This is a genomic window from Aerococcus sp. HMSC23C02, assembly GCF_001806805.1.
In the GTDB taxonomy this organism is placed as follows: Bacteria; Bacillota; Bacilli; order Lactobacillales; family Aerococcaceae; genus Aerococcus; species Aerococcus sanguinicola.
Genome location: NZ_KV786062.1, coordinates 20,588 through 44,367, shown reverse-complemented (window position 1 = coordinate 44,367; position 23,780 = coordinate 20,588). Strand labels below are relative to the sequence as shown.

The 23,780-nt window shown below is 47.1% G+C and carries 22 protein-coding genes; 12 read left to right on the top strand and 10 right to left on the bottom strand.

Annotated elements, in window-relative coordinates; genetic code table 11:
- Positions 1-568 precede the first annotated feature (568 nt).
- Positions 569-2,077: a DUF1846 domain-containing protein gene (locus HMPREF3090_RS09205; RefSeq protein ID WP_067971664.1), complete on the bottom strand. Its 1,509-nt coding sequence runs from the start codon at positions 2,075-2,077 to the stop codon at positions 569-571.
- Between the two features lie 189 nt (positions 2,078-2,266).
- On the opposite strand from HMPREF3090_RS09205, the gene HMPREF3090_RS09200 reads away from it, so the two are divergent.
- Positions 2,267-3,178, top strand: a complete 912-nt coding sequence (locus HMPREF3090_RS09200; protein WP_067971670.1) for an alpha/beta hydrolase — start codon at positions 2,267-2,269, stop codon at positions 3,176-3,178.
- Between the two features lie 191 nt (positions 3,179-3,369).
- Complete coding sequence (locus HMPREF3090_RS09195; protein WP_067971673.1) at positions 3,370-3,804, top strand: CopY/TcrY family copper transport repressor; 435 nt, start codon at positions 3,370-3,372, stop codon at positions 3,802-3,804.
- Here the strand turns inward: HMPREF3090_RS09195 and HMPREF3090_RS09190 are convergent.
- Positions 3,801-4,475, bottom strand: coding sequence for a uracil-DNA glycosylase (locus HMPREF3090_RS09190; RefSeq protein WP_067971675.1), 675 nt, complete (start codon positions 4,473-4,475; stop codon positions 3,801-3,803). The genes HMPREF3090_RS09195 and HMPREF3090_RS09190 overlap by 4 nt on opposite strands.
- A 107-nt stretch (positions 4,476-4,582) precedes the next feature.
- On the opposite strand from HMPREF3090_RS09190, the gene HMPREF3090_RS09185 reads away from it, so the two are divergent.
- From HMPREF3090_RS09185 to HMPREF3090_RS09170, 4 genes are all read left to right on the top strand, one after another.
- Positions 4,583-5,461, top strand: coding sequence for a Cof-type HAD-IIB family hydrolase (locus HMPREF3090_RS09185; protein WP_067971679.1), 879 nt, complete (start codon positions 4,583-4,585; stop codon positions 5,459-5,461).
- 68 nt (positions 5,462-5,529) lie between these two features.
- Positions 5,530-6,012, top strand: coding sequence for a low molecular weight protein-tyrosine-phosphatase (locus HMPREF3090_RS09180; RefSeq protein WP_067971682.1), 483 nt, complete (start codon positions 5,530-5,532; stop codon positions 6,010-6,012).
- The gene (locus HMPREF3090_RS09175; protein WP_067971685.1) at positions 6,012-6,554 is read left to right on the top strand and encodes a TIGR01440 family protein; all 543 of its coding nucleotides are present in this window, start codon (positions 6,012-6,014) and stop codon (positions 6,552-6,554) included. The genes HMPREF3090_RS09180 and HMPREF3090_RS09175 overlap by 1 nt, the downstream gene beginning before the upstream one ends.
- A 47-nt stretch (positions 6,555-6,601) precedes the next feature.
- Positions 6,602-7,066: a Dps family protein gene (locus HMPREF3090_RS09170; protein WP_070486527.1), complete on the top strand. Its 465-nt coding sequence runs from the start codon at positions 6,602-6,604 to the stop codon at positions 7,064-7,066.
- 101 nt (positions 7,067-7,167) lie between these two features.
- Here the strand turns inward: HMPREF3090_RS09170 and HMPREF3090_RS09165 are convergent, their stop codons facing one another.
- The 5 genes from HMPREF3090_RS09165 to HMPREF3090_RS09145 all read right to left on the bottom strand — a co-directional run bounded on the left by HMPREF3090_RS09165 (position 7,168) and on the right by HMPREF3090_RS09145 (position 12,254).
- Positions 7,168-7,914, bottom strand: a complete 747-nt coding sequence (locus HMPREF3090_RS09165; protein WP_067971689.1) for a glycerophosphodiester phosphodiesterase — start codon at positions 7,912-7,914, stop codon at positions 7,168-7,170.
- Positions 7,915-7,934: 20 nt separating this feature from the next.
- The gene (locus tag HMPREF3090_RS09160; protein WP_067971691.1) at positions 7,935-9,053 is read right to left on the bottom strand and encodes an ABC transporter ATP-binding protein; all 1,119 of its coding nucleotides are present in this window, start codon (positions 9,051-9,053) and stop codon (positions 7,935-7,937) included.
- Positions 9,054-9,056: 3 nt separating this feature from the next.
- Positions 9,057-9,935 (bottom strand): carbohydrate ABC transporter permease, encoded by an 879-nt coding sequence (locus HMPREF3090_RS09155; protein ID WP_067971693.1) that lies wholly within the window; start codon positions 9,933-9,935, stop codon positions 9,057-9,059.
- Positions 9,935-10,804 carry a carbohydrate ABC transporter permease gene (locus HMPREF3090_RS09150; RefSeq protein WP_067976476.1) on the bottom strand — a complete coding sequence of 290 codons (870 nt, stop codon included), beginning with the start codon at positions 10,802-10,804 and terminating at the stop codon, positions 9,935-9,937. The genes HMPREF3090_RS09155 and HMPREF3090_RS09150 overlap by 1 nt, the downstream gene beginning before the upstream one ends.
- Before the next feature lie 94 nt (positions 10,805-10,898).
- On the bottom strand, positions 10,899-12,254 hold the full coding sequence (locus tag HMPREF3090_RS09145; RefSeq protein ID WP_067971695.1) for an ABC transporter substrate-binding protein: 1,356 nt from the start codon (positions 12,252-12,254) through the stop codon (positions 10,899-10,901).
- A gap of 201 nt (positions 12,255-12,455) precedes the next feature.
- On the opposite strand from HMPREF3090_RS09145, the gene HMPREF3090_RS09140 reads away from it, so the two are divergent.
- The 3 genes from HMPREF3090_RS09140 to HMPREF3090_RS09130 all read left to right on the top strand — a co-directional run bounded on the left by HMPREF3090_RS09140 (position 12,456) and on the right by HMPREF3090_RS09130 (position 17,889).
- Complete coding sequence (locus HMPREF3090_RS09140; RefSeq protein ID WP_067971698.1) at positions 12,456-14,003, top strand: Ppx/GppA family phosphatase; 1,548 nt, start codon at positions 12,456-12,458, stop codon at positions 14,001-14,003.
- Positions 14,004-14,031: 28 nt separating this feature from the next.
- Positions 14,032-16,173 (top strand): RNA degradosome polyphosphate kinase, encoded by a 2,142-nt coding sequence (locus tag HMPREF3090_RS09135; RefSeq protein WP_067971700.1) that lies wholly within the window; start codon positions 14,032-14,034, stop codon positions 16,171-16,173.
- An 87-nt stretch (positions 16,174-16,260) separates the two neighbouring features.
- The gene (locus HMPREF3090_RS09130; RefSeq protein WP_067971704.1) at positions 16,261-17,889 is read left to right on the top strand and encodes an ABC-F family ATP-binding cassette domain-containing protein; all 1,629 of its coding nucleotides are present in this window, start codon (positions 16,261-16,263) and stop codon (positions 17,887-17,889) included.
- A 42-nt stretch (positions 17,890-17,931) separates the two neighbouring features.
- Here HMPREF3090_RS09130 and coaA read toward each other — a convergent pair whose 3' ends face one another.
- From coaA to HMPREF3090_RS09115, 3 genes are all read right to left on the bottom strand, one after another.
- Positions 17,932-18,867, bottom strand: coding sequence for a type I pantothenate kinase (gene coaA / locus HMPREF3090_RS09125; RefSeq protein ID WP_067971707.1), 936 nt, complete (start codon positions 18,865-18,867; stop codon positions 17,932-17,934).
- Positions 18,868-18,879: 12 nt separating this feature from the next.
- Entirely contained in the window at positions 18,880-19,611 is a 732-nt protein-coding gene (locus tag HMPREF3090_RS09120; RefSeq protein WP_067971710.1) for an acyl-[acyl-carrier-protein] thioesterase, read from the bottom strand.
- A 101-nt stretch (positions 19,612-19,712) separates the two neighbouring features.
- The gene (locus tag HMPREF3090_RS09115) at positions 19,713-20,891 is read right to left on the bottom strand and encodes a GTPase (RefSeq protein ID WP_067971712.1); all 1,179 of its coding nucleotides are present in this window, start codon (positions 20,889-20,891) and stop codon (positions 19,713-19,715) included.
- 79 nt (positions 20,892-20,970) lie between these two features.
- Between HMPREF3090_RS09115 and HMPREF3090_RS09110 the strand changes: the two genes are divergently transcribed.
- The 3 genes from HMPREF3090_RS09110 (at position 20,971) to HMPREF3090_RS09100 (ending at position 23,670) form a co-directional block, all read left to right on the top strand.
- Complete coding sequence (locus tag HMPREF3090_RS09110; RefSeq protein WP_101603465.1) at positions 20,971-21,645, top strand: PAQR family membrane homeostasis protein TrhA; 675 nt, start codon at positions 20,971-20,973, stop codon at positions 21,643-21,645.
- Between the two features lie 133 nt (positions 21,646-21,778).
- Positions 21,779-21,997 carry a DNA-dependent RNA polymerase subunit epsilon gene (locus HMPREF3090_RS09105; RefSeq protein WP_067971718.1) on the top strand — a complete coding sequence of 73 codons (219 nt, stop codon included), beginning with the start codon at positions 21,779-21,781 and terminating at the stop codon, positions 21,995-21,997.
- Entirely contained in the window at positions 21,997-23,670 is a 1,674-nt protein-coding gene (locus HMPREF3090_RS09100; protein WP_067971720.1) for a ribonuclease J1, read from the top strand. The genes HMPREF3090_RS09105 and HMPREF3090_RS09100 overlap by 1 nt, the downstream gene beginning before the upstream one ends.
- Positions 23,671-23,780: the final 110 nt, after the last annotated feature.

The window sequence follows — 23,780 nt, the reverse complement described above, 5'->3', positions numbered from 1 at the left end:
GTACAAGACGGCTTCAGCCGTGTTGATCCTCTAATCATTCAACGACCAAATTCAAAAGCGAAACGGATGCTCATCACTGCAATTAACTGATAACAGGACAATCAAAAAATCTCGGTTCCCTCCAGAAAAGGAGAGAACCGAGATTTTTTATTTTCTATTTCTAAGCTCTTTTTGTATTGCTGACTGATAAATTAAAAAATTCTATGCCCTTTACCTTGGAGCAGTAGTGAAGCGTTGAAGTTGGCCCTTAGCCGTGACCAAGCAAGCATCAGGGTGCGAGTAAGAGCGTTCAGCTTTGGATGCTTGGAGTAAGTCGGGATAAGGGCAAGCAAGGCTTGCACATTTCCGACTTGCGAAAGCACTCCAAAGCTGCTCTTGCGAACCCGACTAGATGTGAATTAGGGATAGTTGGCGTAAGCCTTACTAGCCCTTTGAAGCTCGCTAGGTGAGAGACCTAGGCTCGAACCGATTCCATGGCTTTTTAAGGGCCAAATTCAAAAGCGAAACGGATGCTACCAGCACAGTTAGACGTTGACTAATTTTTATTATCTTTTTGCCAACTTGCACCCTAGTTAGCCAGTAAATTATTTGCTGAATAGACAGGATCATTGGTAATATCAATCCCCAAACGTTTGATGGTCTTTTCATTCTCCCGGCTGAGGATGAAAGTCGCGTGGGCCTGGCAGTTCTCCAAAGCCTCTAATTGGTCGTAAGCTGCCTTAGCAGTCGGATTGGTTACCGCACTCATGGACAAGGCAATCAAGAGTTCATTGGTCGTCAGGACAGGCACCCGACTGTGGAGAGCCTCCCGCTTGAGATCTTGGATGGTGTTGAGGATCATAGGGGCAATCAAGTCGATCTCATCATTGATGCCGGCCAGGGCCTTGAGACTGTTAACAATTACAGCCGCTGAAGCATCCATAATCTCGCTAGTCCGGCCGGTAACGATCCGTCCATCTTCCAGGGCCAAAGCAACCACCCCTTGGATCTCGTTCTTGCCGAAGCGTTCTTGGACTTCAGCTTCATAGTCGCGGGCTGGTTGGACAACTGCCCGGTCCGTCGCATGGAGGTCACTTTCTTCCATAATAATTTGCATCCGGCGCCGGCAATCCTCGTCCAAGGTGCCTTTGACAAAGTCGTTTTCAATAGCGAAGTAGCGGCGAATAATCTCTTGCTCAGCTGCCTTCTTGCAGAGCTCGTCATCAATAATCCCATCAGCAATACAGTTAACTCCCATATCGGTTGGCGATTTATAAACGGATGGGGCTTCCGTAATGTTTTCAATAATGCGGCGGATGACTGGGAACATGTTGATATCCCGGTTGTAGTTAACAGCCACTTCCCCATAAGCTTCATAGTGGTAGTTATCGATCATATTGACATCCTTGAGATCCACCGTAGCGGCCTCATAGGCAATATTGACCGGGTGCTTCAAGGGCAGGTTCCAGACAGGGAAGGTTTCAAACTTGGCGTAAGAAGCATTCACTCCCCGGGTATGTTCATGGTAGAGCTGGTTCAAGCAAGTGGCGAGTTTGCCGCTTCCAGCCCCCGGAGCAGTGACCACCACAACAGGTTTACTGGTCTCAATATAAGCATTCTTGGCGAAACCTTGGTCGCCAAAAATCGCTTCAATATCAGTCGGATAGCCTTTGATAGCTTCATGGGCATAGACCTTAATGCCGCGGTTTTCCAAGTTGGTCATAAAGGCCTTAGCATTGGGTTGGCCATTATAGCGGGTCAGTAAGACACTGTTAACAGGTATCCCATAGCGCTGGTACTCCGCAATCAAACGCAAGACATCTTCATTATAGGGAATCCCATAATCGCCGCGAATTTTGTTATTTTCAATATCGCCGGCATAGATACAAATAATGATCTCAGCCTGGTCCTTGAGTGTCGCCAAGAGCTTCATCTTAGCGTCTTCATCGAAACCAGGAAGGACCCGCTTGGCATGCTTGTCGCCGATCAATTTACCGCCAAATTCAATATAAAGTTTATCCTTGCCAGACACGCAATCCAGGATATGTTTGGACTGGTGGGCCAGGTATTTTTCCGTATCAAAACCAATTTTATTCATTTGCAACCCTCTTTATCTCTTAATTTTAACGGTCCATGGTCTGAGAATAATTCTCCTTCATACTACTTTAGCACCCTAAAGATGACTTGTAAATTAAATCATCGAACTTTAATCAAAATCTCTGGAAATGAGGACAAGCTTAAGTTATCATGCAAGAAGAGTTAACTAATTTAGAAAAGGAGCCGCGCCGTGACCTACCAAGTCTACACCCATATCCCCTCAGCCTTAAAAGACCGCCCCTATGTCCCTGTCCATGCCTGGGAAGTTGACCAGCCCCGGGCCATCCTCCATGTGGTCCATGGCATGTCCGAACATGGCGGCCGCTATGAAAAATTGGCCCACTATTTCAACCAGCGGGGGCTGACGGTTATCGCCCATGACCAATTAGGCCACGGTGCTCTCGCCCGCAAAAACCATAGCCTGGGCTACCTCGGAGCGCCTAGCCGAGCCAAAAACATCTTGGTTGCCGATACCCTAGCCGTCGTCCGAGCCTTCAAAAAGGCTAGCTTACCCTATATCCTGCTGGGCAATAGCATGGGGGCCTATGTCACCCGGCTCTTCCTTAAGGCCTACAGCCAGGAAATTGATGCCTGCATCCTATCCGCTAGCCACGCCCATGTCCCCTTCATCGGTGGCCTGCGACGGGCCCTCCAAGTCCTCACACTGCGAAGTAAGCGAGAGACCAATCTCAAGCTCCACCAACTCATCTTCGGACAAGAGCCGGTTAAAGCCAAGGACTCCCCCGCCTACCAAGCCACCTGGCGGGCGGGCCAAAGCCTCAAAGAAGAGCCCCTGACTGGCTTCGTCTTCACCAATGCAGGTTTCCAAGCTGTTCTCGACCTCGCCCAGCATGCCAGCCAAAGAAACTGGGCCCAGGGAATCCGCCCAGACCTGCCCATCCTCATCCTCAACGGTGGGTCAGACCCCCTGCATTTTAGAAAAAATGAACAGGAGCGGCTCAAGGCCGAGCTCGAAAAACAAGGCCTCTGCCAGGTCTCCACCAAGCGTTTTCCAGGCCATGGCCACGAGCTCTTCTTCTATAACCAGGAAGAGAAGGTCTTCGCCTACATCGGAGCCTGGTTGGAGAAAGAAATTCTCTGAAATTCATAGAATATTCACATTTAGGTCTTATACTATAGGTGTACTAGCAAAAGATGTTGATAAAAAGATATTCCTTACTTCCTCTCCCAATTAAGTTAAGGAATGTTCGGTAGAACCAAAAAGGACTGCTCGAGCAGTCCTTTTTAAAAAGATATATCGTTTACAAATGTAGCCAAAATGGAGATGATCAAATGTTATCCGGACAAGAAAAATCCGTCAGCCCAGCAGAATGGCAAATCATGCGGGTGATCTGGGCCCAAAAAGAAGCCAGCAGCCGCTATATTATTGATTGCCTAGCCGAAGCCATGGCCTGGAAAGATTCCACCATCAAGACCCTGATCCGCCGCCTAGTAGACAAGGGCTGGTTGGCCAAAGAGAAACAAGGCCGGTCCTATATCTACCGGGCCCAGGTTAGCCAGGAAGAAGCCAGTCGTCTGGAACTGAAGACGATTTTTGATAACCTCTGCCAGTGCCAGGCCGGAGAGCTCATCGTCCAATGTATTGAAGACAACCCCCTCTCCCAAGACATGATCGACCGTATCCAAGAAGCCTTGGATAAGAAGGCGCCGCAAGCCGTGACATGTTCCTGCCTGCCAGGCCAATGCCAGTGCCAGGTCAAGCACTAGGGCGTTAATTGCCAGTTAATCGGCTCTTGTCCGTCCCCTACGAGAATTTGATTACACTTAGAGAAAGGTTTGGAGCCAAAGAAGCCGCGGTGGGCCGACAAGGGACTGGGATGGACCGAAGTCAAGACAGCGTGCTTGGTCTCATCGATCAAAGGACGCTTAGCTTTTGACGCATTTCCCCAGAGAATAAAGACGATCTTCTCTTGGCGCTGGTTGAGTTGGGCAATCGCATAGTCCGTGAGCTCTTCCCAACCATGGTTCTTGTGTGAGTTGGCCTGACCCTGGCGGACAGTTAAAACCGAGTTCAATAAGAGCACCCCCTGGTCCGCCCACTCCGTCAAGTTCCCGTGCTGGACAGGCTGAAAGCCCACATCGTCCGCTAATTCCTTGTAGATATTGCGCAGGGATGGCGGAATCGCCACCCCCTTCTGCACAGAAAAGGAGAGGCCATGGGCTTGCTTAGGACCATGGTAGGGATCTTGACCGAGGATAACCACCTTGACCTGGCTAAAGTCCGTCCGTTTGAAGGCCTCGTAGATGTGGAACATATCGGGGTAAACCACCTGTTCTTGGTATTCCTTCTTTAAAAATTCGCGTAGCTTTTGGTAAGTGGGGCCTTCAAAAACGGGGTCCAAGACCTCTTGCCACTGGTTCTCGATAATTTGATGCATGGAAAGCCTCCTTTTGCTTTTAACTAGCAGATTTCTAGTCTCTTCGGCCTTAAAATGGTAGAATAGACATAGACTTAAGATAAACTTATTATAGGAGGAAATTAGTGATGATTCAACTGATTGCTTCAGATATGGACGGGACCTTACTCAATGGTAATATGGAAATCCCCCAGGCAAATATTGATGCCATCATGCATACTTACAGCCTAGGAATCCCTTTCATTGTCTGTACCGGACGTAACTTTGAAGAAGCTAAGATTGTGCTCAATGATGCAGGTATTCGCTGTCCGATTATCGGTCTCAATGGGGCAATCGCCTTTGACCGGGACGGGACGGTTGATTATGAAATTCCCTTGGCGGATAAAGAAGCCCTGGCTATCCTTGACCGGGGACGTGAACTCGGCTACTACATGGAAGCTATGACCTCAAAGAATGTCTATTCTAGTTCCAGAACTCAACGTATCCAAGGCATCACCCGATTGATCCAGCAGATGAATGTTGGTATGAGCCAGGAGGAAGCGGAAACTAGAGCCACCCAATCGACTGAAGTCACCAATATCGACTACCGGGACGACCTCAGGGACCTGATCAATAAAGAAGGACAAAAGATCGTGAAGATTACCTTCACCCACCAAGATCCTGACCGCCACCTGGTCCCTCTCAAGAAAGAATTATTGCAAAAATTCGATGACATTTATGTCACCTCTTCCTTCAAGTATAATATTGAAATCAGCCAGACCCACGCTAATAAAGGAGCAGCCCTCAAACGTTACTGTCAAGAGCACGGCTACGACCTCGACCATGTCCTAGCCATTGGCGATAATTATAACGATATCCCCATGCTAGAAATTGCCGGCCACAGCTTTGCCATGGAAAATGCCGTAGACGCAGTTAAAGAAACCGCCAAGTACCAAGCACGGTCTAACAATGCGGCTGGTCTTGCGGGAGCCATCCAAGAAATTCTTGACCGCGAAAAAGAAGGCTAGTCTCAAGCGCTGCAGCTTCTAACTGTGTTATACTAATAGTAATAAATGATTACAGTTGGAGGAAGCCCATGTTTAATTTCAACCGCATTCGTGTTCTCTTTGTCTGCCGGGCCAATATTTGCCGGTCTCCCATGGCTGAAGCTGTCCTTCGCCAAAAGGTCAAAGAAGAAAAATTAAGACGTAAAATTTCTGTCGACTCAGCAGCCATTGAAGATTGGCGGGTGGGGAATCCCCCCCATCCAGAAACCATTAAAATCCTGGAACAATTCCATATCGATCCCGGGAAAATGAAAAGCCGCCAACTGACCGCAAAGGATGGTAAGAAGTTCGACTATATCATCTGCATGGACCAAGACGTTAAAGAAGATGCCCTAGAACGTATCCCTAGCTCCTACCATGACCGTATTTACTTATTCAATGAATTCTTGGGAAGTGATGACGATGTTCTAGATCCGATTATAACTAAAGACTTTTTAACAACTTTTGATGACATTTACGAAGGTGTCAATGCCATTACAGAGACGATCGTAAAGGAAAGGAAGTTATCGTAATGGAATCTCTAGCAAAAGAATGTCGTGACCTGGTTGAAGAATTGATCCAGGAAGCCAAATTGAAAACCGGTCAAATCGTTGTGGTGGGCTGCTCATCATCCGAAATCATTGGGGAGCGGATTGGTAGCCAGTCCTCACCTGAGATTGGCCAGGAAGTCTTCCAGACGATTCACGACACCCTCAAGTCCCATGGCATTTACCTGGCTGCCCAGTGCTGTGAGCACTTGAACCGCGCCTTAATTGTGGAACGGGAAGCCCTCCCCCATGCTATTGAAGTCAATGTAGTTCCCCAACCCAAGGCCGGCGGATCTTTTGCGACCGCTGCCTACAAGGGCTTTGAAGACCCCATAGCCATTGAAGCCATCCAAGCCGACGCCGGTATTGATATCGGCAACACCTTGATTGGCATGCACATCCTGCCAGTCTGCGTGCCTCTCCGTCTCCAACACCACCGGATTGGTGAAGCTTGGGTCAACACCTGCCGGAGACGGCCTAAGTCTATAGGCGGGGAAAGAGCCCACTACAACAAAGATTTAAAATAGCTTATTTTCTCTAATAGGTTTATAATAGAGTCAAGGAGGAATTTAACATGACATTTGAAAAATCAAAAAAGAATCTCAACCAATTAGTTGCAGACTTAACCCAAATGAAGTTGATCCTACATAAGACACACTGGTACATGCGTGGGGCTAATTTCCTTTTCCTCCACCCTCTCCTCGACGAGTGGATGGACGAAATCGATGAACAATTAGACCAAGTTTCCGAACGTCTCATTACGATCGGCGGTTCACCCTATGCGACCATGGAAGAATATATCGAACACAGCAAATTGACCAATGAAAAAGGCAACTGGGACCAATCCACCCAGGAACGTTTCGCTGAGCTCCTCGATAATTACCGTTACCTGGTTAAATTCTACCGTGAAGCTGTCATTGAAGCGGATGAAGAAGGCGACGGCGTGACCAATGACCTCTTGCAAGGTCACCAAAACGCCCTTGAAAAACGTATCTGGATGTTAGCTGCTGAATTAGGGCAAGCACCTGATATCTATTAAATTTAAATAGCTGAACAAATGGACCCCTAAGGCAATCAAGGCCTTAGGGGTCCATTTTACTGGATTAAAATAAAATTTTACCAAGATCATGCGATTTGATTCTAAATAGCAATCTCGAGCTTACGATCTTTCAGATATGCCTTTAGACTAACGGGGTCATTGGTGATGAGCCCATTAATCCCTCTGTCCATTAGGCTCTCCGTTAAATCGAGGCCATCCACCGTCCAAACATTCACCTTGATGTCCTTGGCCAAGAGATCCTCCAACATGGCCTCATTAATAGCGAAGAAATGGGGGTGGTAGTAGTCAGCCCCATGTTCCTGGCAGTAGCGGCCGGGCGAAATAATGCTGTTGACTTCAAGGAAGGCGCAAGATAGGTCTGGTGCTAGCTCCCTCACCTGCTGGATGCTGTAATGGTTGAAAGAAGAAATGAGCACACGAGCCCCACACTGGTACTTTTGGACCAAGTCGACTACTTTTTGCGCCAGGCCAGGATATGGGTATTGGTTGGTCTTTAGCTCAATGTTAAGGAGCATATCATTGCCTTGCAGCCACTGGAGGACCTCCTCCAAAGTGGGAATCTGCAGGTCTTCGCTAGGGCCAATGGAAGCAAAACCATTAGAAAAGTCAAAGCTTTTGAGCTCCGCCAAACTGTAATCCATGATCCGACCACTTCCATTAGAGGTTCGGTCGATGGTCTCATCGTGGCAAACCACGACTTGACCATCACGGCTTAACTGGACGTCAAGTTCTATACCATCCGCCCCAGCGGCATAGGCTTCTCTAAAAGCAAGCATGGTATTTTCTGGGAATTTGGAACTGTAGCCTCTGTGCGCTAATATTTGCATATTTTCCTCCTCGATTATTTTTAAAAACGCTTGGGAGCTAAGAGTGATTCGCCCGTTTCCTTATCGAATAAGACAATTTGGCTCAAGTCCAAGCCCACATAGATATCCGTATCATAGGGAATATGGATGGGTGGGTTGAAGCGGGCTGTACATTCTTGGTCGGCTTCGTGGAAGTCAAAGTAAACATAGGTGTCTGAACCAACTTGCTCCACATTGTTGGCGTGAACATGGATAACATTCGATCCTTCGCGACTCTCTGCATGATAGAGGTTTTCAGGACGGATCCCGATTAAAATATCCCGGCCATCTGCTTCAACCAGGAGACGTTCTTTTAAGTCGTCTGTTAACATGAAAGTTTCATTAGCACTCTGCATAGCTGGTCCTTGATCGGTTTGGACCAAACGAGCATTGATCATGTTCATCTGCGGACTCCCGATAAATTCAGCCACAAAACGATTGACTGGATTGCGGTAAAGATTGTCCGGCGTATCAAATTGTTCAATTCGCCCCTGATTGAGAACAGCAATCCGCGTCCCCATGGTCATAGCCTCCGTCTGGTCGTGGGTTACGTAAATAAAAGTAGTCCCTAACTCACGGTGGAGGCGAACAATTTCTGAACGCATGCTGACCCGCAATTTGGCATCTAAGTTAGAGAGGGGCTCATCGAGCAAGAAGACTTTTGGCTTTCTCACCATGGCCCGGCCCAGAGCAACCCGCTGCCTTTGCCCACCAGAGAGTGCAGCCGGCTTACGGTCGAGAAATGGCGTTAATTGCAGAACTTCAGCGACTTCTTCAACGCGTTTGTAGCGCTCCTCCTTGGAGACACCCTTCATCTTCATGGCAAAGGCCATATTATCCCGCACATTCATATGAGGATAGAGGGCATAAGATTGGAAAACCATGGCGATATCCCGGTCCTTGGCCGGCACATTATTGACCAGGTCATCTCCAATATAGAGCTCACCTTCCGAGATGTCTTCCAAGCCTGCGATCATACGCAGGGTGGTCGACTTCCCGCAACCGGAAGGGCCAACTAATACAATAAATTCCTTGTCGGCAATATCCATGTCAATATTATGGATCGCCTTATAACCATCTTCGTAAATTTTTCCGACTTTATTTAAAACTACTTTAGCCATTTTCTACCCCTTTACTGCACCTTGCGTTAAACCTTTTACCATATTCCGTTGGCCGAAGATAAAGATAGCCAAACTTGGTAGCATACAAATTACAACTCCTGCAACCATGAGCACCATGGACTGAGAATCAACACTGTTGAGCATGCCAATCCCAACTTGAACCGTCCGCGCCTGGTCATTATTGGTAACGAGGAGTGGCCACATGTACATATTCCAACCCGATAAGAAAGATTGTACGGCCATGGCGCCAATTGTTGGTTTCAATAGCGGCGTCATAATGGTGAACAGGAAGCGGATATCAGAGCAGCCATCGATCTTAGCTGCCTCGTAAATTTCATAAGGGAAGTTCTCCAAGGCTTGGCAGCACAAGAAAATATTGAAGGCTGAAACCATATAAGGAACGATGAGCACAATTAAGGTATCATTCCAGCCCCAAGAAGAGACCATCAAGAATTGGGAAATAATCACTGCCTCCCCTGGAATCATCATGGTCGATAGGATGAGTGCGTAGATAATCTTCTTGCCCTTAAATTCAATAAATTGGAAGGCGAAGCCAGCCAATAGTGAGGTAACGATCTGCGAAGCTGTGATAGCTAGGGAAACAATGAGGGAATTTTTGATATAAGTGGCAATTGGCGCCATGGAGAAAACATCGACAAAGTTAGTCAAAGTAATTTCTTGCGGAATGAGGATGCTTTCTGGATTATAGAGTTCACTAGCTGGTTTGATAGCCATTAAGAAGGCATAAATCAAAGGGAACATCACGAAGAGCCACATGATCACATTTAAGATTAAGAGCCACCAGCGATTCTTGGATTTACCCCGCGGCGGATTAGCTTGTTCTTTCTTTAGACTTTTGTCTTGACTGAGTACGGATTCCATTAATGGTCTAGCCCCTTTCTGACTCTAAACATGATAAAGGTGAGTAGCATAACGATGAGGAATAAGATAACCGATTCCGCTGAAGCAAAACCGTAGCGGTAGTTCATAAAGGCATTGCGGTAGATATCATAGACAATCACGTTGGTCGCTTCACCAGGGCCACCCTTGGTCAAGATATTGATTTGTCCGAAACCTTGGAAGGCATTAATAATATTGGTGACCAGAACGAAGAACATAGTCGGTTTCAGGGATGGGAGGGTAATATTGGTAAATTGTTGGAAAGAGTTAGCCCCATCAATCGAAGCCGATTCGTAGAGGCTATCATCAATACTAGCCAAGCCCGAACTAAAGTATAAGAAGTTCATCCCGCTATTCAACCAGCCGGTCAAAATACCAACTGCAATTAAAGCCAAAGTGGGATCGGTCAGCCAGTTAACCGACATGTTAAAGGCCTGGTTGATAATCCCAATTGACGGATTCAACATGACCTGGAAGATCATAGCCATCCCTGCCGAGGCAATAGCCATGGGCATGGCATAGGAAGTTGAGAAAAACTTCAAACCAGGGAAAGTTTTCTGGCAGAGCAAGGCGGTCGCGAAGCCGATAACCACTCCCGTCGCCACCACAATCAGTACAAATTTAAGGGTTACAATGATTGAGTTCCAAAAACTAGGGCTTTGAAACAATTCAATATAATTATCGAATAAAATAAATTCTGTGCTCCGTCCCATTCCGTCTGTTAAGAAACTACTCCGGACGATGGTTTGGATAAAGGGCCAGAACATAAAGAGCACTAAGATTAAAATGGCTGGAATCAGGTAGGTATAACCTTGCAGCTTCTTCCAGGTGCTCTTTTCTTTTTTAACCATAGGAATATTTGCTTCCAATCCGATCTCTCCTTCTAAAAGAATAAATAGCTGAGAGATAGCACCCAGCTATTTATGGCATCATCGAGCTTTCGACTTATTTGTTAACCTTGTTGTAGTTTTCAAGGGCAGAATTAGTTTGGTCAGCCATCCGTTTCACCGCATCAGCTGGTGCATCAGACCCATTGAGCAAGCTTTCTAATTCAGCTTCATAGATTTGACGAGCTTCTTGGTTGACCCCTGAAATAGCCCCTTGGTCGGATGGTTCAGAATCGTGTAATTGGTTAATAGCTGTTTCAAATTGTGGGAATTCCTCCAAGTTCTTCTTGAACTCTTCTTCTTCGTGGGAGTTTAAGTTAACTGGGAAATAACCCGTTGCCGCATTCCACTTAGCTTGGACTTTTGGTGATACAAGGTATTCGATGAATTTCCAAGTCGCATCTTTCTTGGCATCATCTCCGGAATCGATCATCCAGAGGGAAGCCCCACCGATTGATACCCCTTGGTCATCTTCAGCTGTTAGACCGGGATAATAAGCCGTTCCAACTTCGAAGCGGTCGTTCACTTCGGTTAAGATTTGACGGAGATTGGCAGTTGAGCCAACGGTCATTGCCGATTGACCTGAAACAAATTCAGGTTGTCCACCTTCGCGGCCTACATTCGGCATATAGCCCTTCTCTTCGCCTTCATTCCACATTTCGAGGACACGTTCCATCGAGCCATTATCATCGAAAACAACTTCCGTTGGTGCGGATTCCCGACCGTTGCCGTTGTTGAACATATCTTCGCCCATCTTATTGATCCATTGCTCAATATACCAACCATAGACTCCAACTGAGATAGGCATGGTGACGCTCTCTTGTTCAGTTAATTTATCTGCATTCTCAAAGATTTCTTCCATGTTAGAAGGTGCTTCGGACATACCAGCCTTTTCAAGGACATCCTTGTTGTAGTATAAGATCGGTGTGGATGAGTTAAAAGGCATGGAGTGGAGCTGGTCATCCAAGCTATAGTAAGCTAAGAGGTTAGGTTCTAATTGGCTTAAGTCAAAGTTGTTCTTATCAACATATTCTTGAACAGGAACCGTTAGTCCTGAATCAATCATAAAGGCAGTCCCCTGCTCAAAAACTTGAACCAGGTCTGCCCCTACCGCTTCACCAGAAGCAGAAGATCTTAACTTGGTCAAGGTTTCATCATAAGTCCCTTGGTACTGGGCATTGACGAAGACTTCATCTTGGGAATTGTTAAAGTCTGCCACTAACTCATCTAGAGCTTTCCCTGTTTCTCCGCCCATGCCATGCCAGAAAACAAGTTCAGTCTTACCTTCACTGTCAGCAGAATTGGCTTGGCCAGAATCTGCACTGCCAGCGTCGCCAGAATTACCGCAAGCTGCTAAAAGCAAGCTGAGCCCGGATAAAATCACGGTTGATTTCAATAATTGATTAAATTTCATTTTATTCTTTCCTCCAAAGATTTATTTAAGCTATCTGTATTGTAACCATCCATTATTAAATCAATGTAAATTCAGCGTAAATTTTACATGAATATGTAAAAAATGTGTAAATCCTCCCCGCTTTTTACTACAGACTTTCCACAGTCTCCGTTATACTAGGACTAGACAGTGAAAAAAGTCTAGAAACGGAGTGACCCTATCATGAAAGAAAGAATTGGCCTCGTCGACATCGGTTCCAATACCATCCGTCTGATTGTGGTGGATATTGACGACCATTTTGGCCTGCATGAAATTCAAAATATTAAGATCCCAGCCCGCCTATACCACCACTTAGATGAAGAAAGTATCATGGACCAAGCCGGGATTGACCTACTCTGCCAAATCCTCGATAACTTCGCCCACGAAAGCCAGATCCTGAAGGCAGACAAGCTCCTCCCCAAGGCCACCGCAGCCATCCGCCAGTCCAAAAATTACCAGGAAATTTTGGATACGGTCAAAGAGCGCACAGGCATCACGATCGATATCGTCTCCGGTGACAAGGAAGCTTACTACGGTTACAATGCGATCATCCACACCATGTCCGACCACGATGCGCTGACCATCGATATCGGCGGGGGGTCAACTGAAATTACCTATTTCAAAAACAAAGAAATTCAAGCTTCCCACTCCTTCCCTTTCGGTGCGGTCTCCCTAACGGAAAAATTCTTTGCTGACAAGGACCATGACGATAAGTCCGCCATCAAAAAAGCCCGCAAATTTGTACGCAAACAATTTACCGACTTCGACTTCATTAAAGAAGCCCAGCTACCCATTATTGCTGTGGGTGGGTCAGCCCGTAACGTCACCCGGGTCCACCAACTCCAGCACGACTACCCCTTGGCCGGTATCCATAATTATCAGATGTCTGAAGAAGACCTCGAAGATACCCTGGACCTCTTTCTCTCCTTGTCCGATAAAGAACTACGTAAATTGGACGGACTATCAACCGACCGGGCGGATATTATTACTCCAGCTTGCCTAGTCTTTAGCGAATTGATGGCCTGTGTCCAAGCCCCCTGCTTTAAATTCAGCCAATACGGTTTACGCGAGGGCATCCTCTATGAATATATTGAAGACCACTACCCTGCCCCCTACGATATCTTCCACATCCAGAGACAGACCATTGAGGGCTTAACCAACACCTACCACTTCTCCATGGCAGACCACGCCCAACGCGTGGATATCGTCCGCCAAGTCTATACCTGCCTCAGCCAGCAGGAATTCTTGGACTGGAATGAGCAAGAGAAACGCCTGCTCATCTATGGCGCCTACCTCTATTTCTGCGGCCGCTTTATCGAAAGAGGATCCGCCTCCCAACACACCTTTTACCTGCTATCCAACTCCAACATGAATGGTTTCGACCACAAAGAGCGGGTGGCTATTAGCCTCATTGCTTCCTATAAAAATAAGACACTCTTTAAACAATACAGCGAAGAATTCCAAGACCTCTTCACAGAAGACGAATTGGATCGGATCCAAGCAATGGGCGGTTTAATCAAGTTTTCAGAGTCTCTCAATGACTCACACTTCAATATTATAAGTTCAGTTGATATGATTATTCAAAATGATACATTAATTTTACGTATTTTTTACAATGGTACGTTAATATCAGAAGTGTACCGTGCGGAAGATCAGAAGAAACATATTGAGCGGATTATTGACCGAGATATCCAGCTCGATTTTATTCCGACGACTGCGCATAATCTATAAGTTTTAAACTTAGGAAGGGTTGTAAACTATGACTGAAGACAAAGCGAAAGATATTAAGAATCCGGACTACTATGACAACCGGGAAGTTTCCTGGCTATCCTTTAACTACCGGGTCCTCCAAGAAGCAGCGGACAAAAGAAATCCCCTGCTCGAACGTTTGGGCTTTTTAGCCATCGGCAGCTCCAATCTCGATGAATTTATGATGGTGCGGGTAGCTGGCTTACAAGACCAGTCCCACATGCAGGGCGATACCCGGGACTCGAAGAAGCACTGGACGCCCGACCAACAGCTTGACGCCATTGCCAAGGCCAACCGAGAAAATGTGGACTACCAATACAAACTCTTGGACCGCTTAACCCAAATTTGTGCTAAAAACAAGATCCACTTCAGTCCGGTTGATAGTCTAGGCGATAAGGAAATTGACCAAGTTAAGCAATACTTTAACGAACAAATTTTCCCTGGCTTAACCCCTCTAGGCATCGATGCTTATCGGCCATTTCCCAATTTAAATAACAAGGTCAGCAACTTGTTCGTCAACCTGCAGAGTGACCAAGGCGAAGAGATTGCCATTGTACCGATTCCCCAGCTCTTGGACCGCTACTACCATTTTGAAAAGCAGGGCCAGCACTACCTAGTTGACCTCCACGATATCGTCCAATATTTTATCGGGGAACTCTTCCCTGGCTACCAGGTGCTAAGCAGCTTCTACTTCAGAGTGACCCGGAATGCGGACCTGGAATTACATGAAGAAGGGGCCCAGGACCTCTTAGTCGTCATCGAAGACTATCTTAAGAAGCGTCGCAATGGGATCGCTGTACGGATTGAATTCGACCAACGCCAAGTGGATCCTGAGAGCTTCCATCAAAATGTGGCCTTCCTCATGGATGAGCTCCAACTCCAGGACCGCGATGCTTACTTCTTGAACGGTCCCCTCGACTTAACTGGTCTCAACGAAGCGGTCGACCTCTTAGAGGATGCTTTCCCAGAAATGACCTTCAAAGACTTCAGCCCCGTCTACCCACCTGAACTGGAACATGAAGGGCTCTTCGAATATATTGAGAAAAAAGACCTCTTCCTCCACCACCCCTATGATTCCTTCGACCCAATTGTCGAATTTATCTCCCAGGCAGCTGATGATCCGGCGACCATCGCTATTAAGATGACCCTCTACCGGGTATCCAGCGACTCGCCCATTGTCAAGGCCCTCAAACGAGCTGCAGAGAATGGCAAACAGGTCACCGTCCTAGTCGAACTTAAGGCCCGCTTCGATGAAGAAAATAACGTACAATGGGCCAAGGTCCTCGAAGAAGCTGGCTGCCATGTCATCTATGGGAAGTCCCACCTCAAGACCCACAGCAAGATTTCCCTCGTCGTTAAGCGCCAAGGCAAGCAACTTAAGCGCTTTGTCCACCTTGGAACAGGTAACTATAATGATAAAACGGCCCGGGGCTATACCGATATGGGCGTGCTCACCACCAATCCTGAAATCGGTGAAGATGCCACCAACTTCTTCAACTATCTGAGCGGCTATGCGGAACAACCCGACTACCACCACCTCCATGTTTCGCCTTTCGATATTCGCGATTCTTATATCGAAGATATCAATGACGAAATCGAAATGCATAAGAAATATGGGAATGGTAAGATCATCGCTAAGATGAATTCACTCACTAGCTTGGATATTATCCGTAAGCTCTATGAAGCCAGCCAGGCCGGTGTCCAGGTTGACCTCATCATTCGCGGCATCTGCTGCCTGATCCCAGGCATTCCCGGCCTTTCCGACAATATCCGGGTCATCTCTGTCGTTGGCCGCTTCCTCGAGCACAGCCGGATCTACTACTTCCATAATAACGGCCAGGAGAAACTCTTCTTGTCTTCAGCAGACATGATGACCCGCAATATGATTCGCCGGGTGGAGATTGAATTTCCGATCTTGGATCCTTCTATCCACAATGAAATCATGAACATCCTCAAGGTCTATTTTGCTGATAATACTAAGGCCCGCTACAAGCTCCCCGACTCTTCCTATGCCTATGTCCAAAACGATAAGGCAGAAGTCTCTGCCCAAGAAGAGTTCATGAAAAAGGCCCTGGCCAAGAAATCCAGCCAAGGCCCTAGCCAAGCCAAGAAAAGATGGTTCCAGCGCTTACCCTTCTCCTTTAGAAAATAGGGAAATAAGCAGTAAGTATTGATTTCCTGCTCTCTTTCATGTAATATTCGAGAGAAACAATAAATTAAAAAGCGAGGTAAAGCATCCATGTTAACTGTCAGCAATGTCAGTTTGCATTTCTCAGATCGCAAACTTTACGACAATGTGAATTTAAAATTTACCCCCGGTAACTGCTACGGCATTATTGGGGCCAACGGAGCAGGTAAATCAACTTTTCTTAAAATCCTATCCGGTGAAATCCAACCCTCAACTGGCCAAGTCAACTTAGACCCGAATGAACGCCTATCGGTCCTCAGCCAGAACCACTTTGGCTTCGAAAACTATACCGTGATCGATACGGTGATCATGGGGAACAAAGAACTCTACGAGGTCAAAAATGAAAAAGATGCCATCTATGCCAAGGCTGATTTCACCGAAGCAGACGGCATCCGTGCCGGCGAATTGGAAGCCCAATTTGCTGAAATGAATGGCTGGGAAGCCGAGTCTGAAGCGGCCCAATTACTCACTGGCCTCGGCATTGAAGAAGCCGTCCACAACCAATTAATGAGCGAATTGGACGAAAAAGATAAGGTCAAGGTCTTACTGGCCCAAGCCCTCTTCGGCAACCCCGATGTCTTGCTTTTGGACGAGCCGACTAATGGTTTGGATGCCGCATCTATTGAATGGCTGGCCGACTACCTGATCGACTATGAGAATACCGTGATCGTTGTTTCCCACGACCGCTACTTCCTCAACCGGGTCTGTACCCATATTTGCGATGTGGACTTTGGGCGGATCCAGCTCTATGTTGGTAACTATGACTTCTGGAAGCAATCTTCTGAATTAGCCGCTAAATTGCAGGCCGATGCCAATGCTAAAAAAGAAGAAAAAGTCAAAGAACTCAAGGAATTTATCGCCCGCTTCTCTGCCAACGCCTCCAAGTCTAAACAGGCGACTTCACGGAAGAAGATGCTGGATAAGATTGAACTCGACGATATCCGTCCTTCCAGCCGTAAGTATCCTTTTGTCGGCTTTGAACCTGAGCGCGAAATCGGTAACGACGTCCTCACTGTTGAAGGGCTGTCTAAAACGATCGACGGGGTCAAAGTTCTCGATAACATCACCTTCAACCTCAAAAATGATGATAAGGTCGCCTTCGTGAGCCGCAACGACGCTTCCGTTACCGCCCTCTTCAAGATTATCATGGGCGAGATGGAGCCTGATTCTGGTAGCTATAAATGGGGTGTTACTACCTCTCAAGCCTACCTCCCACGGGACAGTTCTAGCGAGTTCGATGGCCGCCAAGACACTATCTTAGAGTGGCTCTGGCAGTATGCTAAGACCCCTGAGGAGCAGGATAATACCTTCTTGCGCAGCTTCCTCGGCCGGATGCTCTTCTCAGGCGACGATGTCAATAAGCAAGTCAATGTCTTATCTGGCGGGGAAAAGGTTCGCTGCCTACTCTCTAAGCTGATGCTTTCTAAGGCTAATGTTCTGGTCATGGATGACCCAACCAACCACTTAGACTTGGAATCCATCACCAGCCTCAACGAAGGGCTCATCCGCTTCAAGGGCGTCCTGCTCTTCAGCTCCCACGACCGGGAATTTCTTTCTACTATTGCCAACCGTGTCATCCATGTCAGCGGCAATGGTATGGTAGACCGTATCGACACGGGTTACGAAGATTATCTCAATAATCCAGATACCCAAGAACGCGTCGACCAACTTTATAACTAACAAAAAAGCGTGAAATCATGAGCTCGTGATTTCACGCTTTTTCTAATACTTTTTCATCCAGAGTTGGTCGATATAATGGTTGTCCCGCTTATGGATTACCATATCAGCCCGGTTGCGAGTGGGTAGGATGTATTCATTTAAATTGACCAGGTTAATCTCTTGCCAGATTCGCTTGGCTTCTGCCATGGCCTGGTCTTCCTCCATCTGACTATACCGGTAATGGTGGTTATCAGGGTTCTCTGCTGCCTTATGCATGAGCATCTTGAAGCGCTCATAATACCAGCGTTCAATACAGGCCGTATCGGCATCCACATAGATTGATAGGTCTGCAAAATCGCCCACAAACACTTGCTCCTTGTCATCCAACTGGAGCACATTAATGCCTTCAACAATCAAGATATTGGGATTCTTCAAGACCTGCTTAGCCCCCTCGACAATATCATAATTCTCATGGGAATAAACAGGAAAGGCAATATTCCGTTTGTTATTCTTCACATCCGTCAGAAATTGCAGAAGTTTGGGCATATCATAGCTTTCAGGGAAGCCCTTGCGATTTAGAATCCCCCGTTTAACCAATTCCTCATTAGGATAAAGAAAACCATCAGTCGTGACTAAGTCCACATTTAAATCAGGGAAGGCCTGGGATAAAAAGAGCCGCAAGAGACGGGCGGTGGTTGACTTGCCGACCGCTACCGAGCCTGAAATCGCAATCATAAAGGGTGGAACCTCGGCTTCAATTCCTAGGAAGTGGTTGCGCCGCCGCTGCAAACGGCTATAATTGTCACGGTAAATAGCAATTAATTGGGTCAGGGGCTCATAGACTTCCAGGGCATCTGTTACCGACAATTCATCATTGAGGGAGATAATCTTTCTCAATTGTTTCTCCGTTAAATGAATTTCAATCGAGGGGTGAACTCGTTCCCGGTAGTCTCGCCATTGGACGCGGTCAATAATATGATAGGTTTCTGCTTCAATCAAAACAATTCTCCTTTAGTTTCCATCTCGTAAAAGCCAGCCCACATGGATCCGGGCACAGGAATTTTCTCCCATGAGAACCTGGTGCCAGCTTTGGGCTGGTGTCCCCTCTTCTTCAATTCGACTTGCCAGCTGATAGTCTTGACCCAGTCCTAGTTCATGGTCATAAGAGATATCGAAGGTCTGGACGCGGCGATCAGCTACGAAAGCACTTGGAAGTTGGTTAAGGACCCAGCTGAGGTAGACCGAATTATTCACGTGCTGGTTGGCATCAATTTCGCTATAGTGAACCCTTGCTTCTGACAAAGTATCAACTTGCTTTAATGTCTTTTTAAAACGATAGGGACGTTCAGCCTTTTCACCAGTATTTTCAGCTTGGAGCTGGTCAGGAATCCGGACAATCTTACGCTTAGATAAGTCCATCAAGCTAAACTGAGATTGTCCCGTGACCACAACCTGACCGCCTGAATCATAGAAGCGGTAGTAGCGGTAGACAAAGAAGCGGTTGACTTCAATAATCTCCGTCTCTAACCGGACCTTATCGCCCAAACGTGGTAGGGCTTGACAAGTAAAGTGATGGTTCAAAACAATCCAATTGTAGCCTGCTGGAGTCAGGTCAGAAGGCCAATCATATTCCTGGTTAGCCACTAATTGGAAAACTAGGTCCACCATCCCCTTCATCGTCAGGTCTCCATAGGCATCACAAAAAAGTTCAGTCAAAACAAATTCCTTGCTATAGGCTGCCATCCAAATTCCCACTTTCCAACGAAATCTTCATCTCATTTCACAATACTGTCATCATACCAAAAAATTTAAAGCCTGCCTAGACCTAGGCGCTAAGGAAAAGGCTAGTCCTTGCGCTCTTTTTTCTCTTTTTCCTGTTCGTTGCGGATTGCTTGGTAGTCGGGATCTTTCTTGCCCCGTCTAAGGCGTGCCCTAAATTCGGACTGCATCAGCTTGCGGATACTCTTGGCCGATAGCTTCTCATTGCGGACATCGTGCTCAGCGATAACGCGAAGAACAGAAATATAGGACATAGCTAGGGCAGTGGTCACAATAGAGGCAGTTGCTCCAGAGATTGCCCCACCAGCTAGGCTGCCCAAGCCTGGAATGAGCTTAAAGATATTGCCCACCAAGGTCCGGCCCAGGAAGGTCGCTCCTGTAGTGCCCCCCACTGCCCCAATCAGGCCCACTAAGGTCTGGTGTTCCAAGGAAACACCAAAAATAGCGGTAATATGGGCTAGCATGGAAATTTGTAGGGGGACGATTAAAGCCGCGTCTGCGAAAGGAATGGGGGTAAAGCCCACACCAAAAGTTGAAATAATATAGCGGCGCGCCCAACGTCGCGCCAGACGTGCTTTGCGGTCGAGATCTCCCTGTTGGGCATTGTTAAAAGCATCCTGAACATCATGGGGAATGACAGCCAGGGTTTGCTCAATCAAGTGGTCTAAGCCGTAAGCTTCCACCGTGTAGTCTGGGCTCACCGGATAATCCTTGGCCATGATCGGGACCACCGCTTGAACCTTTAAGTTCAGATTTTCCAAGTATTTTTTGAAGTCTTGGGCAGGTTGACCGATCGCCTGGGTTAAAACCAGAATAACCGGCATCTTCTCAGCTAGGCCCTGGATAAAGTCCTTCTCCATGGGCTCAATTCGCGACGAGGAGGCGTTAATGCAGTAATAGGCGCAGTGCATGGTCTCGCCCTCAGCCTCCAATTGGTCCAGGCATTCATTGATCTCCCGTGCCACTTGGTCTTGGATGGCTGCGTCCAATTCCAAACCTCTTGTATCATAGAGGACGAGGGGCAGGTTATCCTTGGTAATCTGGCGCAGGTGCTTAGTAATTGGCTCCCCAATCCCTGTTTCTACCAAGCGTTCGCGAAAGACCCGGTTAATGAGGGTTGATTTCCCCACGCCCGTCTTACCAACGACTAAGATATGGATGGGTTTCATTTTTTTGATTTCATCTTGGGTCTGCTGAGTTAATTCCTCAATTAAAGAGAGGTCAACAGCTGATGTTTTCTTCATAGTATCCTCCTTGGTCTCCATTAGAATGTTTATATAGATATGATATAATATGAACAAATCAATGATAGGATGTGTTAACGTGCCCAGTCAACAAAATGTCTTTAAGGATCCTGAAATTTTACAATCCAAGTCTTACCAGGTCACGAACGAGGTCTTCTGCGCCGTTAGTCACGGCATTGGACTCATTTTGGCCATTATCGCTTGCGTCAGCCTAGCGATCAAGGCTGTGCGTTTAGAGAGTCCCCTCCACCTCTTGGCCTATCTTAACTTTACACTGGCTATGTGTATGCTTTATTTTAACTCAACTCTCTACCATAGTCTAAAATTTACCCGCGTCGCCCCGCTTTTTCGTGTCTTCGACCATTGCTCCATCTATTTATTAATTGCAGGCTCCTATGCCCCCTACTGCCTCTTGGTCCTCCCGCCTGGAATCGGCTGGCCCATCTTTAGCCTGGAATGGCTGATTGCGGCCCTCGGTATCTGCCTCTCACTAAAGGCTAGCGAGCGCTTTAAGCGCTGGGAAACCTGGACCTATATCGCCATGGGCTGGTTGGTTATCTTTACCCTCAAGCCCCTCCTCGACAACTTCCCCCTCCCTGGCCTCATCTGGACCCTCATTGGCGGTATTGCCTACACCCTGGGCACCTACTTCTACGTTAAAGATGACCAAGTCGCCTACTACCATGTGGCCTGGCATCTCTTCGTTATGGTCGGCAGCGCCTGCTTCTTCATCGCCATCTTAGCTTATACTTAAGGGCTTTTTTCCAAAAAAGGGCCATTCTTTAGCATTCTTGGCTTAGAATATGTTAAAATATTAAAGTGGTAGAGAAGAGATTCTCCAAATTATAAATAAAGATACATAAATATCAATTGAAAGAAGGAAGACTATGATTTATAAAGTTTTTTACCAAGAAACAAAAACTGAAGTGCCAACGCGCGAACATACGCAGTCACTTTACATCGATGCTGAATCGGTCACTGAAGTCCGCCGTATCCTCGCTGAAAAAACCCCTTACCATGTTGAGCACATTCAATTATTAGATGACGCTCACTTAGCCTATGAGCAAAAGAGTGACCGTTTCGAATTGACGGAGTTTGCTGATTAATGAAATTAAAAATCAAAAACCATGAAACTGCTGTTTTCGCCATTGGGGGTTTAGGCGAAATCGGTAAAAATATGTACTGTATCCAATTCCAAGATGAAATCATCGTCCTCGATGCGGGCGTTATGTTCCCAGAAGATGACCTGCTCGGAATTGACTATGTAATTTCAGATTATTCCTATCTGATTGAAAATAAAGACAAGATCAAGGGCGTCTTCATCACCCATGGCCACGAAGACCATATTGGTGGGGTACCCTTCTTGCTCAAGCAAGTCAATGTGCCAATCTATGCCGGGGCCCTTTCACTGGCTCTGATCCGGGGTAAATTGGAAGAGCACCACTTGCTCCGTGACGCTGAGCTCCATGAAGTGGATGAAGATAGCGTCATCAAGTTCCGCAAGACCCAAGTCAGCTTTGCCCGAGTGACCCACTCTATTCCGGATGCCATGGCTATCTGTGTCAAGACACCTTCCGGTAATATTGTCTTCACAGGGGACTACAAGTTTGACTTTACCCCGACCGGCAAGAAGGCTGACCTGCACAAGCTAGCCCGCCTAGGTGACGAAGGGGTCCTTTGCTTACTCGGTGATTCCACCAACTCCGAAATTAGTGGCTTCACCAAGTCAGAACGGGTCGTAAGCGGCGCCTTGAAAGATATTATCGATAAAATCGAAGGCCGGATTATTTTTGCCAGCTTTGCTTCAAATATCTCCCGGCTTTCGGAAGCCATCGACATTGCCATTGCCAACAACCGTAAAGTAGCCGTCTTCGGCCGGTCCATGGAAAATGCCGTGCGCAATGCTCAAGAGATTGGCTACTTCGACCTACCAAAAGGTGTCTTAATCGACGGGAAGGACATTAACAAATATCCAAGTAATGAAGTCATGATCATGTGTACCGGATCCCAGGGTGAACCCATGGCAGCCTTGAGCCGGATTGCGAACGGCACCCACCGGCAAATCTCCATCCAAGATGGGGATACCGTTATCTTCTCCTCCTCCCCTATTCCAGGGAACACAACTAGTGTTAACCGCGTAATTAACAAATTGCTGGAAGCAGGAGCAGAAGTGGTCCACGGTAAGATTAACAATGTCCACACCTCCGGCCACGGCTCACAAGAAGAACAAAAGCTCATGCTGAGCCTCTTGAAGCCTAAGTACTTCATGCCGGTCCACGGGGAATACCGCATGCTCTCCATCCAAGCTGATACAGCAGTCAGCCTGGGTATCCCACGGGAGAATACCTTCATCATGGACAACGGTGATGTCCTCGCCCTGACTGAAAATTCAGCGCGCCGGGCGGGCCATATCCCTGCCAATGATGTCTATGTCGACGGCAAGGGCATCGGCGATATCGGCAATATTGTCCTCAGAGACCGCCATAAGTTGTCAGAAGATGGTCTAGTTCTAGTGGTTGTCAGCATCGACTTCGAGACCAACCAATTACTAGCTGGCCCAGCCATCGTCTCTCGCGGCTTCATCTACATGCGTGAATCCGAAGACCTGATCAGTGACGCCCAACGTGTCATCCAGACAGCCGTCATCGGTCACTTAAATTCAGGCAACAAAGTCAACGAAAAAATCCTACGTGACAGCATCCAAAACTCACTCCAACCCTTCCTATACAAACGGACCAAACGCAACCCGCTCATCATGTCCGTCGTCATGTCAGTTTAAAAAAGGGTGAGAGAGGATGCGGGAGAAAGGGACCTCTGGAGTAAAATCTCAGAGAAGGCTGAAGGCCTTCGACGGGATTTTGCGAAGAGGAGCCCTTTCTGCATCCTCGA

Coding starts and splice junctions, on each gene's coding strand:
- HMPREF3090_RS09145 (WP_067971695.1), bottom strand. CDS start 12,254: ATGAAATTTAATCAATTATTGAAATCAACCGTGATTTTATCCGGGCTC.
- HMPREF3090_RS09195 (WP_067971673.1), top strand. CDS start 3,370: ATGTTATCCGGACAAGAAAAATCCGTCAGCCCAGCAGAATGGCAAATC.
- HMPREF3090_RS09180 (WP_067971682.1), top strand. CDS start 5,530: ATGTTTAATTTCAACCGCATTCGTGTTCTCTTTGTCTGCCGGGCCAAT.
- HMPREF3090_RS09120 (WP_067971710.1), bottom strand. CDS start 19,611: ATGGCAGCCTATAGCAAGGAATTTGTTTTGACTGAACTTTTTTGTGAT.
- HMPREF3090_RS09205 (WP_067971664.1), bottom strand. CDS start 2,077: ATGAATAAAATTGGTTTTGATACGGAAAAATACCTGGCCCACCAGTCC.
- HMPREF3090_RS09170 (WP_070486527.1), top strand. CDS start 6,602: ATGACATTTGAAAAATCAAAAAAGAATCTCAACCAATTAGTTGCAGAC.
- HMPREF3090_RS09135 (WP_067971700.1), top strand. CDS start 14,032: ATGACTGAAGACAAAGCGAAAGATATTAAGAATCCGGACTACTATGAC.
- HMPREF3090_RS09115 (WP_067971712.1), bottom strand. CDS start 20,891: ATGAAGAAAACATCAGCTGTTGACCTCTCTTTAATTGAGGAATTAACT.
- HMPREF3090_RS09160 (WP_067971691.1), bottom strand. CDS start 9,053: ATGGCTAAAGTAGTTTTAAATAAAGTCGGAAAAATTTACGAAGATGGT.
- HMPREF3090_RS09105 (WP_067971718.1), top strand. CDS start 21,779: ATGATTTATAAAGTTTTTTACCAAGAAACAAAAACTGAAGTGCCAACG.
- HMPREF3090_RS09130 (WP_067971704.1), top strand. CDS start 16,261: ATGTTAACTGTCAGCAATGTCAGTTTGCATTTCTCAGATCGCAAACTT.
- HMPREF3090_RS09185 (WP_067971679.1), top strand. CDS start 4,583: ATGATTCAACTGATTGCTTCAGATATGGACGGGACCTTACTCAATGGT.
- HMPREF3090_RS09150 (WP_067976476.1), bottom strand. CDS start 10,804: ATGGTTAAAAAAGAAAAGAGCACCTGGAAGAAGCTGCAAGGTTATACC.
- HMPREF3090_RS09100 (WP_067971720.1), top strand. CDS start 21,997: ATGAAATTAAAAATCAAAAACCATGAAACTGCTGTTTTCGCCATTGGG.
- HMPREF3090_RS09165 (WP_067971689.1), bottom strand. CDS start 7,914: ATGCAAATATTAGCGCACAGAGGCTACAGTTCCAAATTCCCAGAAAAT.
- HMPREF3090_RS09140 (WP_067971698.1), top strand. CDS start 12,456: ATGAAAGAAAGAATTGGCCTCGTCGACATCGGTTCCAATACCATCCGT.
- HMPREF3090_RS09155 (WP_067971693.1), bottom strand. CDS start 9,935: ATGGAATCCGTACTCAGTCAAGACAAAAGTCTAAAGAAAGAACAAGCT.
- HMPREF3090_RS09190 (WP_067971675.1), bottom strand. CDS start 4,475: ATGCATCAAATTATCGAGAACCAGTGGCAAGAGGTCTTGGACCCCGTT.
- HMPREF3090_RS09175 (WP_067971685.1), top strand. CDS start 6,012: ATGGAATCTCTAGCAAAAGAATGTCGTGACCTGGTTGAAGAATTGATC.